The organism is Dasania marina DSM 21967 (assembly GCF_000373485.1).
Classification (GTDB): Bacteria; Pseudomonadota; Gammaproteobacteria; order Pseudomonadales; family Dasaniaceae; genus Dasania; species Dasania marina.
The window spans coordinates 113,942-126,462 of record NZ_KB891586.1; the positions used below are offsets into that span (position 1 = coordinate 113,942).

11 protein-coding genes are annotated in these 12,521 nt (G+C 45.9%); 7 read left to right on the top strand and 4 right to left on the bottom strand.

Annotated elements, in window-relative coordinates; all coding sequences use genetic code 11:
* Positions 1–7: 7 nt before the first annotated feature.
* On the bottom strand, positions 8–1,588 hold the full coding sequence (locus tag B067_RS0113300) for a diguanylate cyclase (RefSeq protein ID WP_169335576.1): 1,581 nt from the start codon (positions 1,586–1,588) through the stop codon (positions 8–10).
* Between the two features lie 1,157 nt (positions 1,589–2,745).
* Positions 2,746–4,971: a catalase/peroxidase HPI gene (gene katG / locus B067_RS0113305; RefSeq protein ID WP_019530576.1), complete on the bottom strand. Its 2,226-nt coding sequence runs from the start codon at positions 4,969–4,971 to the stop codon at positions 2,746–2,748.
* Between the two features lie 336 nt (positions 4,972–5,307).
* Here katG and B067_RS0113310 point away from each other — a divergent pair, with 336 nt between their 5' ends.
* Complete coding sequence (locus B067_RS0113310) at positions 5,308–5,883, top strand: glutathione S-transferase family protein (protein WP_019530577.1); 576 nt, start codon at positions 5,308–5,310, stop codon at positions 5,881–5,883.
* A 204-nt stretch (positions 5,884–6,087) separates the two neighbouring features.
* Positions 6,088–6,444 (top strand): YibL family ribosome-associated protein, encoded by a 357-nt coding sequence (locus B067_RS0113315; protein WP_019530578.1) that lies wholly within the window; start codon positions 6,088–6,090, stop codon positions 6,442–6,444.
* On the opposite strand, the gene cfa is transcribed toward B067_RS0113315, so the two are convergent.
* Entirely contained in the window at positions 6,441–7,589 is a 1,149-nt protein-coding gene (gene cfa, locus B067_RS0113320) for a cyclopropane fatty acyl phospholipid synthase (RefSeq protein WP_019530579.1), read from the bottom strand. The genes B067_RS0113315 and cfa overlap by 4 nt on opposite strands.
* A 187-nt stretch (positions 7,590–7,776) precedes the next feature.
* Here cfa and B067_RS21350 point away from each other — a divergent pair, with 187 nt between their 5' ends.
* From B067_RS21350 to B067_RS0113345, 5 genes are all read left to right on the top strand, one after another.
* Positions 7,777–8,397 carry a glutaredoxin domain-containing protein gene (locus B067_RS21350; RefSeq protein WP_019530580.1) on the top strand — a complete coding sequence of 207 codons (621 nt, stop codon included), beginning with the start codon at positions 7,777–7,779 and terminating at the stop codon, positions 8,395–8,397.
* Between the two features lie 166 nt (positions 8,398–8,563).
* Positions 8,564–9,502, top strand: coding sequence for an HlyD family secretion protein (locus B067_RS0113330; RefSeq protein WP_019530581.1), 939 nt, complete (start codon positions 8,564–8,566; stop codon positions 9,500–9,502).
* Positions 9,499–10,425, top strand: coding sequence for an ABC transporter ATP-binding protein (locus B067_RS0113335; RefSeq protein WP_019530582.1), 927 nt, complete (start codon positions 9,499–9,501; stop codon positions 10,423–10,425). The genes B067_RS0113330 and B067_RS0113335 overlap by 4 nt, the downstream gene beginning before the upstream one ends.
* Complete coding sequence (locus tag B067_RS0113340) at positions 10,422–11,567, top strand: ABC transporter permease (RefSeq protein ID WP_019530583.1); 1,146 nt, start codon at positions 10,422–10,424, stop codon at positions 11,565–11,567. The genes B067_RS0113335 and B067_RS0113340 overlap by 4 nt, the downstream gene beginning before the upstream one ends.
* A gap of 51 nt (positions 11,568–11,618) precedes the next feature.
* A complete protein-coding gene (locus B067_RS0113345) occupies positions 11,619–12,131 on the top strand; it encodes an MOSC domain-containing protein (RefSeq protein WP_019530584.1) in 513 nt (170 codons plus the stop codon).
* Between the two features lie 75 nt (positions 12,132–12,206).
* On the opposite strand, the gene B067_RS0113350 is transcribed toward B067_RS0113345, so the two are convergent.
* Entirely contained in the window at positions 12,207–12,473 is a 267-nt protein-coding gene (locus tag B067_RS0113350; protein WP_019530585.1) for a DksA/TraR family C4-type zinc finger protein, read from the bottom strand.
* Between the last annotated feature and the right edge of the window lie 48 nt (positions 12,474–12,521).

Sequence of the window (12,521 nt, forward strand, 5' to 3'; positions counted from 1 at the left end):
CTTTTCATTAGATAACAACCACACAATTTCGCCCATTTTCTTTCGCTTGATAGACTGCCAAATCTGCTCTGGCTAGCATTTCAGATAATTTACTTTCAGCCGCTCTAAGTTCAGTAACACCGATACTCACAGACACATTGATACCATTAGGGTTTAATGCAAAAACATATTTACGAATGCGTTCGGCCTTTTCTTTTGCCTCGCCCAAAGCACAATAATCAAGTAACACAACAAACTCTTCGCCACCAAACCTTGCCACAACATCTTCAGAGCGGCTTTGTTCAACTAACAGCTTGGAAATTTTTTGTAAAACTTTGTCACCTATTATATGGCCATGCGTATCATTGACATCTTTGAAGTAATCGATATCAATCATTAATAAGCACAGCGGGTGTTGATAACGTAAGGATAACGATAATTTCTGAGCCGATACTTCTTGCAGGTAATGGCGGTTATAAAGACCCGTTAATTGATCGCGCATGGCCATACCGTGATATTGATGACTTTTACGTTTTAGTACTATAGTAATTATCAAAAAGATAATAATGATAATTAATAACAAGGTTATCAGTGTATAACCCCAAACATAGCGTTTATACAACTCATAAAATCTGTTGGGTTTATTCATAATGATGCTATCTTCTGGCACTTGATCAACGTCTATACCAAACCGCTTCATGGCCCCATAATCGAAAATATTAACTAAGGGGCTACCGGCCACAGCTAGTTCACTTGGGGCTTTACCTTCAATAATTTTCGAAGCCATTTGTGCTGCTGTTTCACCCTGATAATTAGGGTCGGTAATTTTACCGCCTACAACACCGTAACCTACAACATCCCAAACACAGTAAGTAGGAAATCGGCTAGCCAAGCTGACAAGTTTGACGCTATCTTTAACCGATATGATATCACCGGTAGGCGACCGTAAATAAATAGCCCATAACACCAAGGAATTATCGGTAAGATTATTGAGTTTTCGTCTTAAACCTTCTGGATTTAAATTATTTAAATAATTAATTGTTACCCTATTGGAAAACTTTTCTCCAGCCTGCTCAATCAGATTTTTGTAAATATCACCCGAACGACTACCATCGGTAATTGCCGATATGCTTGTTGTCTTAGGATGCATTTTCAACATTAGTTCTATGGTGCCTGACACATCGTAAGATTCATAAACGCCAGTATATCCTTGGTGGCCGGCAATGCGGCTAGGGCTAAAGTCATTTAAGGCCGAGAATACAACGGGGGTACCGGGAAAGAGTTCGTCGCGGTATTTAAGTAAAAAATCTAGAGCATGATCATCAGAAGAAATAATCGCATCAAACTTGACGAACTCATATTTGAGCTTATACAGATCGCGTAGCTGCTTAAAATATTCATCACCGGCACGGCGCTTGGTATCCATATAGCTGATAAATAGCTCAACATCACCGTGTTCATTAAACACGGACTTTACACCTGCCATTATTCTATCTGTCCAATGAAAGCCTTCGTGGTAGGAGTTGAGTACTAACACACGCTTTTGCTCAGCAAGTACTAGCGTGCTATTAAGCAAAATCATAAGACTGAAAAATAATGCAGTAGCCACGGAGGCTATTTTCGGATTGGCCATAATATTAGTAATATCTCAAGCTATTAACACCATCCGCTGTGTTACGCAGCACAATTAGCTAAACTAATACTTAGTCTAGCAGCATATGCCTGCTTAGCTTGCATGTAAAAACAAACTAAAACGTCTCTTTCTAACAAAAGCACGAGAAACTGCGATTAAGCTAATTGAAACACTGAATATAATGAAAAAGGCTTGGTAGAACACTGTTTGCGCTGCAAACTATCATCTAGGAACTCAAATTAGCCACCTACACAAAAGTACTGCTGTGCAGCCCCCGCCAACAATAGGGGTTAATACCGAGCAGAACAATGGCCGCATCATGTGCATCCCCCCTAGGTTATTCACGTCAGCTTTACCGACAATAACAATTGCGCGGTTACAGCCTATAATACAAGCAGGCGTCAACGAGGCAATCACCACTCAGCAGCCGGCACAGGTAATAACACCGCCCCAAGGGTTATTCAGGTCGGCTACGATTATAAATCCTGTAAAAACCAAACCACGAAAGCGATAGCTATTCGACTACTCATACTGATGCTTGGGCGCATCCTTTGCCAACGTTCCAGTGATAGCGCAGTCAATGCACGATTATTAAGATAAATATAAGCTTTAAAGGCTAGATCGAAGACATATATTACAACAACAAAATGACCAAATCTGGAAGAGGCAGTAAAACTATACCGTATAAATGATGGAAGTATGGGCACTTAAGCTCTATTTTGTCATACCCACGCCAAACTCGCTGAACAGGTTCATAGTGTGTCTCTGTATTGCAGCCCGGTTGATATTCAATGTATACCTTACCGGATCTACGCCCCACTAGCTCCTGGTCTCTAGCCGCTATCTCTATGCCCACCCTCCCCGTCCAACCTTTACTTAGGCGATTAATAACTCCCCTGAACTCATCACCATATTTAGTATAAAAACCATGATGAAACTAGTGGCTTTTTACGCTATTTTCGGCTTTCATATTGAATGATAAGTATTATCGATTCAGACTAGTCGACCGTAATGATTCTGAATTTTTAAGAGCTTTTTTTAATATCAACACTATTCGTGTACAGGAGGAATTCTCAACCCCCTATAAAAAAGCCCGCAATGATAGCGGGCTTGTTAGGCTTATCCTTAGCGCTTTAGGTTTCTAAATCAAAGCGATCTAAACGCATTACCTTAACCCAGGCGGCGATAAAATCTTGCACAAACTTTTTCTGGCCATCGTTAGCAGCATACACTTCCGCGACTGCACGTAACTCTGAGTGCGAACCAAAAATTAAATCTACCGGTGTCGCCTGCCATTTTAGTTTGCCGGTTTTTCTATCTACACCTTGGTATACCCCCTCGGCTTCGCTAGATTTTTGCCACTGGGTAGACATATCCAATAAGTTAACAAAAAAGTCATTACTTAACGTTCCTGGGTTGTTGGTTAACACGCCCTGTTGCGACTGCAGGCTATTGGCATTAAGCACACGCATACCTCCTACCAACACGGTCATTTCGGGCACGCTTAGGCCTAGGGTATTGGCTTTGTCTACTAGCATTTCTGCCGGTGACAAGCGACTGGCGTTGTTATAGTAATTTCTAAAGGCATCCGCTTTAGGCTCTAAAGCTGCAAAGGAGTCCACGTCAGTTTTCGCCTGTGTGGCATCCATGCGGCCAGGTGTAAATGCCACAGCAACTTTGTGACCCGCTTGCTCGGCCGCTTGTTCTATGGCCGCCGCACCGCCCAAAACAATCAAATCGGCCATCGATACTTTCTTGCTGCCAGACTTACTGTTAAACGCCTGCTGTATGTCACCCAAGGTTTGCAATACCGTTGCCAATTGCGCGGGGTTGTTTACCGCCCAATCTTTTTGCGGCGCAAGACGTATGCGGGCACCGTTAGCACCACCGCGCATATCGGTATTGCGAAAGCTAGCCGCCGAGGCCCAAGCAGTGTTAATTAATTGTGAACGGTTTAAACCACTATCCAATAATTTCGCCTTCAGCTTTTTAATATCTTTGCTGTTAATCAGTTTGTGATCCAGCGCGGGGATTGGGTCTTGCCATAATAAAACTTCAGCGGGTACGTCCTTACCTATATAGCGTGCCCGTGGCCCCATATCTCTATGGGTTAATTTGAACCACGCCTTAGCAAACGCCAATTCGAATGCTTTAGGGTCTTGGTGAAAGCGCTGAGAGATTTCTTTATAGCTAGGGTCAAACTTCAAGGCCAAATCGGTGGTAAACATAATAGGCGCATGACGTTTGGTTTTATCGTGCGCATCAGGCACTAAATTGCTACCTTGGCCATTGGCGGGTATCCATTGGGTGGCACCTGCAGGGCTTTTGGTTTTTACCCACTCATAGGCAAATAGATTATCTAAATACTGCATGGTCCAAGCCGTGGGATTAATCGACCACGCGCCTTCTAAACCGCTACTAATGGTATCGCCCGCTTTGCCACTGCCGCATTTATTTTTCCAACCAAAACCTTGCTGCTCTATGGCGGCAGCGGCAGGTTCAGCGCCTACACAGCCCTCGGGTTTTTTAGCACCATGGGCTTTACCAAAGGTATGGCCTCCGGCAATAAGGGCCACGGTTTCTTCATCGTTCATGGCCATGCGGCCAAAGGTTTCGCGTATATCTTTAGCAGCTAATAATGGATCGGGGTTGCCATTGGGGCCTTCGGGGTTGACGTAGATCAAGCCCATTTGCACGGCAGCCAAAGGCTTTTCTAACTTTCTATCGCCGCTGTAGCGCTTATCGTCCATAAATTTTTGCTCGGGGCCCCAGTACACTAAATCGGCCTCCCAATCATCATGCCGTCCTCCAGCAAAACCAAAGGTTTTAAAGCCCATAGACTCTAACGCGACATTGCCGGTTAGCACCATTAAGTCGGCCCAGGAAATACTGCGGCCATATTTTTGCTTGATGGGCCACAATAGGCGACGGGCCTTGTCTAGATTGACGTTGTCTGGCCAGCTATTGAGTGGTTCAAAACGTTGTTGGCCACCGGCGGCCCCGCCGCGGCCGTCATCCACCCGGTAAACACCGGCACTGTGCCAGGCCATGCGTATAAAGAACGGGCCGTAGTGGCCATAGTCTGCTGGCCACCAATCCTGCGACTCAGTCATTAGCGCTTTAATATCCTGCTTTACGGCACTGATATCTAGCGCGTTAAAGGCCTTGGCGTAGTTAAAATCTGCACCTAAGGGATTAGACTGCGTGGCGTGCTGGCGCAGTGGTGCCAGATTGAGTTGCTCTGGCCACCAAAAATTATTGGCCTTGGCTTGGCCCTGCGCATATGCCCCGCTAGACATCCATAACGGTGATAGGGCTACCGTTACAGCGGCCGCCATAATAAAGGTGCGTGTTTTCATGCTGCCTCTCCTTAGTTTATTGTGCTTAATCGTTACCTAATTCGACCATGTGATTCGACGCTACGACGATGTCCAGCCTTTATCACTAGCTCAACATTGAACTGAGCCTAGCCGTGTGTGTAGGGAAAGATAGTTGGCCAGCAACAATAATAGAAATTGATCTTAGCTATGGTTTTGATAGGCAGATACAATAGCCCCTATAACAAGGCCTATTAGCAATAACGGCCGATTTAAACCCCAGAAGCACAGCACTACAAAGCAACTTTTGATTACCTTTTAATATAAACCTTACTCCCCCTCCTGCACTAAGCAGCTTGTGGCAACAGGAATATCTTTATGGCGATGACACTATACGGCTCTCTACCCTCACCTTTTGTGAGGCGCATACGGCTATTTTTAGATCAAGCGGAATACCAGTTTAAAACACTGAATATTTTCAACGATGAGGAGCGCGCAGAATATGCTGCGGTTAGCCCTATTAAAAAACTGCCGGTACTGGTGGACAACGGCCAGAGCATCTTCGATTCTCATGTCATTTATCAATATCTGTTACAACAGCAGGGTTTAGCTCAGCCATCCCTGCAAGAATATAATTTAGTCAGCGCCATTGATGCCGTAACCGACTCTTTAGTGATTTTATTTATGGGCAAGCGCTCTGAGCTAAAAACCGATGCCGACGTGTTACTATTTAAGCTACAGCACGAACGTATACCTGACAGCTTGCAGTGGCTAAACCAGCAAGCGGCGCAAAGGGCTTTTGTAGACTGGCACTATGCCACCATGGCGCTCATTGCCTTAATGGACTGGGCTGAACTTCGTGAAATGTACAACTTCGATGACTACCCTGCACTAATCGCCGCCAGAGCGCTGCATAGTGAGCGCGCCATTGTTAAATCGACTATGCCACAATAATAGTCACTCGCCATGGCCAACACTTCGGTAGCGGGCCATGGCGAGCTTGTTTAGCCACCGAGCTAAACTATTGCTCGGAGATGCTGTTATAATGCCGCTCCATAGACACTAGCTCATGGACCCTAGCTCATAGACTCTAGCCCCTAGCTTATTAACCAACACTGATACCAGCACAACCCTACGCTGCTATCCCCAGGTACATTTATGAACACCAACAAAGAATTGCAACAGCTCAATAACCGCTTAGATAAATGCTGCCGTAAATTAACGGCCGCCAAAAAACGCGGCGATAAAGAGATCATCATGCAGGCACAGGCCGAGCAAGAAAAGCTCAGAAAAGCCGTAGCTGTACTAAAAAACCAGCAGGGTAAAGAGGTCAGCGAAAAAACCGAAGCTATAAAATCCCTGCCCTTTAACCGTGAGCTCAGCAAGCAAGAACAAGCCGATATGGGCAAGCTGAAAAAAACGGTAAGAGGCCTAGTGGTCGTGCATCCTTTAACCGCGGCTGGCCGCGAGTTAGGTTTAAGCCAAGTGACCGGCTTTGCCCCCAAACCTTTTTAGCGTTTATAGCCATCCGCCAAGCCATAGGGGGATAGCAGCAACTGATACAGCTGCAACTCCCTGGCGCGAAACATACCGGCACAGCTAAGCAAATAAAACCGCCACATGCGGTAAAAACTCTCACCATACTGTTTATTTAGTTGCGGCCAGGCCGCGTCAAAGTTGTGAAACCAGGCCATCAGTGTTTTATCGTAATTAACACTTAAGTTCTGTACATCCTCAATCACAAAATTATTCTCTATCGCCGCAGACAACTGTGTCAGTGAAGGCACGTAGCCTTGGGGGAAGATATATTTGACTATCCAATCCTGCCTAAACTGCGAATGATTATTGCCTATGCTATGCAATAAAAACAAACCCTCTGGCTTTAAGCAGCTGCGCATTTTTTGGATAAATAGCGGGTAATATTTTGGACCTACATGTTCTACCATACCTACGCTCACCACTCTGTCGTATAGGCCTTGGTGCTGGCGATAATCTTCAAGTATGAAATTTACCGGCAAATCCGCGTAGCGCTGCCGTGCATACTGGACTTGTTCCACCGAAACATTCACCCCGGTTACCGTAACGCCATAATGCTCTGCCGCATAGGCGGCAAAACTACCCCAACCACAACCGCAATCTAACACCGTCATACCCGGCTGCAACTGTAGTTTTTGGCAGATCAGCGCTAGCTTATCGATCTGTGCTTGCTCTAAGGTTTGCGCCCCTTTATCCCACCAGCCACAGGTATAAGTCATGCGCGTATCTAACATGGCCGCGTATAGCTCATTGCCTAAATTATAATGGTGCTCGGCTATTTGATAGGCCTGTGATGCACGACCCAAGGGCTGCAACCATGCCCATAAATAAGGAGATATATCTTTTAAGCGGAAACTACCTTTGCCATTACGCCGCCTATGGCTAATTAGCTTGGCGATGAACTCATCCAGTGCCTCACAATCCCACCAGCCTTGCATATAACTTTCACCCAACCCCCTATCACCGTCGCGTATCAGCCGCTGGTAAAAATGTTGATTGTGTATTTGCGGTGCATAGCGTTCGCTGGCGTTGGCGGTAATTCCCGCCTGCAAAAAGGTCTCTTCCACCCTTATTTTACAACTATCAGCGGCCAGTTTTTGCCGTGGTAAAAATACATCAGACATAGATACGCTCCTTAGGGTATGCACAGCCATCAGCCACTTTTAATGATCACTACTCACTATTCACTACCTACTATAGCTATAATTTGTCACACTAGCTCAGCAACTATAAATAGATATATTACAACAAAGGCCTGCAAAATAGCGTCTAGGCTATCATCACAAGCAACAAGGAACCGTTAAACACGCCATGAGATCTTTACTTAAATTATTGTTAGTCGCAGCGGTTATCTATAAAGGCTATGGTTATTATCAGAGTCAGCAAGGGTTTGATTCTGACAGCGATGTTGTTCTATACACCATGAACAACTGCCAACAACACTGTGAGCATGCCCGCGCGCTGCTAGCCCGCCTTGAGATTAGTGTTGAGGAAGTATTGGTTACTGCCGATAACCCTGAGCTCATTCAACGCCATCTAAGCGAACGCATGGGGGATAAGTTTCCTTTATTAGTTACCCCCACAGACAAAGTACTAGGCTACAACAAAGCGTTATATCTTTCCGCCATCGCCGATAATTATGGCCTGGAGACCTTACCCAGACGCTTACAATGGCCGCTAAACAGCCACTTTGATAATGGCCAGCCTCGCTGGGTTATGTATGGCACCCAATGGTGCCCCTACTGCAACAAAACTCGTGAAATTTTCAAACAACATCAAGTCACACTAGATGAACGTGATGTAGAGCAAAGCACAAAAAATAAAGATAAATATAGGGAGTTAGCCGGCACCGGCTACCCACTAATTTATTATGGTGCCAAGCGGCTAAAAGGTTTTGATGAAAAACAAATACGTAAAATGCTATCGCTATAAATACTATCTCCATAAAAACAGCCATACATATCACAAAAATTCCGCTCTATAGGCACTATCACCTGCATCTATAACGATGATTTTATTTATAAGGGGTAGCGATTACTTAACATAGAGCCTATTATTTTCACGATCAAGCCTATTAGCTAATACTCAGGAATCAATAATGCGCCTAATTGCAGTACTCGTTTTTTTAGTTATCACTGGCTGTGATAACGCAGCCAACAAGATTGCCTTAGGCACACTAGAGCGAGACCGAATAGCGCATACCGCAACAGCCAATGAAATTATCGTTGCACTACCAATACCGCAGGGCTCAGTGGTTAAACAAGGCATGCTACTCGTCAAACTAGACGATCAATTGCAAAAAGCACAGCTTGCCATAGCTGCAGCCAATGTTGCCAAGGCTGAGGCCAATTTAGAAAAACTACGCCATGGCGCCAGAAAAGAAGAACTAGCCTCGGCTAGAGCCACGGTGCAAGGCGCGAAATCAGCACTGGCAGAAAGCGAAAGCAATTACAGCAGGCTGCTAAGCTTAAAAAACCAACAACTGGTCAGCCAGTCGGCGCTAGATAAAGCCCTAGCAACACGCAATAGCCACAGTGCCAATCTACAAACTGCGCAAGAAGCCTTACTACTACTCACCAATGGCAGTCGAGAAGAGGATTTACGTGCCGCTGAAGCCGAGCTTAATGCCGCAATAGCCCAGCGAAGCGCAGAAACAAAACGCCTGTCTGATTTAAGCGTCGTCGCCACTCGTGATGGCATCTTAGATAACCTACCGTGGAATTTGGGCGAGCGGGTAACTATAGGCAGCCCCTTGGCCATCATACTGGCGGGTAAAGCGCCGCATGCCCGGGTATATGTACCTGAGCCCCATAGAGTTAAATTAAACGTTGGCGATAGCCTCATCGTACATGTTGACGGCATAGCTGAGCCCATCACCGGCCAACTCAGCTGGATAGCCAGTGAGCCTGCCTTTACCCCCTACTATGCTCTCAGCCAATCCGAACGTGCACGGCTGATGTACTTAGCCGAAGTGCAGCTACCTGATAGTTATGCCTCGCTGCCCAATGGCATACCCGCACAAGTGGAACTACCATGAGTGACCTAGCCATTAAGGCGGTAGATTTAAGCCGCCACTTTGGCGATATCAAAGCGATACAACACTTAAACCTTGAGGTTGAAAAAGGGCAGATTTATGGTTTCTTAGGCCCCAATGGCTGCGGTAAAACCACGGCTATACGCTTACTCACCGGCTTACTACAACCCACCGCTGGCTCTATTGAAGTACTGGGCTTCAGCCTACCCAAAGACGCTGAAAAACTGCGCTTTCATATAGGCTATATGACCCAAAAATTTTCCCTCTATGACGATCTAAGTGTGAAGGAAAATCTGGAGTTTATCGCTAATATTTATGGCCTTGGCAGAACACAAAAAAAACAACGTATTGACGAGCTGTTAACGACTTTCCGCTTACAAAGCCGGCAAAAACAATTAGCCGGCAGCATGAGCGGTGGCCAACGGCAACGGCTGAGTTTGGCGGCAGCGACCTTGCACAAGCCCCAGTTATTGTTTTTAGATGAGCCCACTTCAGCGGTAGATCCGGAAAACCGCCGTGACTTTTGGGAGCAACTATTTGACCTCAGCGACCAGGGCACCAGCATACTGGTCTCTAGCCACTATATGGACGAAGCCGAACGCTGCCATAAATTAGCCATTTTAGAAACCGGTATTAAACGTGCTGACGGCAGCCCTGAAGAGTTAATGAAGAGCATGGGCGCTAATGTTGTAGAAGTTTACGGCGGAAAACTACGTCAACTAAAGCAGCAATTATTAGCGTTACCTGAGATTATTTCGGCGGCACAGTTAGGTTCGCGCTTACGTGTTTTAGTGCAAGACAGTGTTAACGACCCTATACAATTTTTAAGGCAACAAGCCTGCGTTGATCCAGCCATAGAACTAAGCTTGGCTAGGCCTAGCCTAGAAGATGTTTTTGTCACCAGTACCCGAGGTGATAATTCATGAATAGCCTGTTACGAATCAAAGCCATTTTCCTTAAAGAGCTCACGCAACTGCGACGCGATAAAATGACCTTCGGCATGATGATCATGATACCGCTAATTCAGTTGTTATTATTTGGCTATGCCATTAACACCAATGTACGTCACATACCGGTAGCCGTCGTTGATGCCAGTAACACTGGCTTAAGCCGCGTATTGATACAAAACATAGAAGCCACTCAAGTGGTTACCTTCACTGCACGCTATAACAATTTACCCGAAGCTGAAGCAGCGTTAGCCAGTTCAAAAGTTAGAGCTGTTCTTTTTATCCCTCGAGATGTCAGCCAACGGCTGGTACGGCATCAGGCAGTAGGGCTGGGTACCCCAGCGGCCAGTGATGAAGAAACTAGCCGCCCCGTTGCCCATTGGCTGGTTGATGGCTCAGACACCATCGTAGCCGGTGCCATCAAGGGGCTAAAAAGCATGCCACTACTGGAGTTACTCGATAAACCGGCCAATCGCACAGTACCCACATTTGAAATAACCTTATTGTATAACCCAGAACAACGTAGCGTGGTCAATATATTACCGGGGCTGGTCGCCATTATCTTAACGATGACCATGATCATGTTTACCTCGGCAGCCATCGTACGCGAACGCGAACGGGGTAACATGGAAATGCTTATCACCACCCCCGTTAAACCCATAGAATTAATGTTGGGGAAGATCATTCCCTATATTTTTATTGGCGCCGTACAGGTAACTATTATTTTAGGTTTAGGCCATAGCATCTTTAACGTGCCGATTAACGGCAGCTTATTGCAGCTGGCCGCAGCTACTTTTTTATTCATTACCGCCAGCCTAACCTTAGGTTTAATCATTTCAACCATCGCAAAAAATCAATTGCAATCCATGCAGATGACGGTATTTATTCTTATACCCTCGATACTTTTATCAGGTTTCATGTTCCCCTATGAAGGTATGCCTCGCATCGCACAATTTATTGCCGAAGCATTACCTGCCACACACTTTATGCGTTTAATACGCGGGATAGTTTTAAAAGAAGTGAATCTATGGCATATGACTTATGACATTTATTGGCTTGCCATTTTTATCATTATAGGTTTAACCGTTGCATCTTTACGTTTTAAAAAACAATTGGATTAAGATTCATCATTCATTAATTTGAAAGCATGGTACTGAGGAAAACAACGCATCATGAAAGCCCAACAACGCCTATTTGCCCGCTACGCCCAGCATCTTCCCCCTGGCACTTTGCGCTGGATAGGTTTGCGGCCCAAACACCGCGCAGCCATGCTGAGTGTAGCGAATTGCCTAGCATTAAAAGAGTTAGGTTTGGAGGGCGATCACCGCAGCAGTAAAACCCCGGGGTCTGGTCGACAAGTGACGTTAATATCGAAAGAGTTTATTCAACAAATTGCACAGCACCGCCAGTTAAGCCATTTAGACCCCGCTATGCTGCGCCGTAACCTAGTAATAGAAGGCATAAATATTAACGCCCTGCGCCACCAGCAATTCACCATAGGCGAGGTATTGTTTGAAGCCACCGCCCTCTGCCACCCCTGTTCACGTATGGAGCAAGCCTTGGGTAAAGGTGGTGTTGCCGCCATGCTGGGCTATGGTGGCCTGTGCTGCAAAATTTTAAGCAGTGGCACTATTAAGGTGGGTGATAGCCTTAAGGTAATAGTTGCCCAGCCAGAATTATTTTAATCATGAACGGCCATCGGTAAGCTGCAATTTCAAGGAATTAATCGCACACACAAAATTACGCCCTATATCCATACACTAACGCAACTGGCTATCCTTGCTGCCTCTGCGGTTATAGCCGGCACTGGCGGTTTGTGCTTTATCAGCCAGCTCTTGGCAGCCTATACACAAACGCACCCCCGGCACGGCTAGGCGACGCGCTTCAGGTATAGCCTTGTCACAGTCATCACAGCATAGGGCGCTCTCACCTTGCGGCAAACGGCTGCGGGCGCGATTAATCTCATCAGTAATACTGGCGTCTATCTGCTCTTGCACAGCGCCATCTTTAGCAAAACCCCCAGCCATAGTCCCCTCCTTCAACCCTAGTCGTGTGTGCTAACAGCATAAACCACC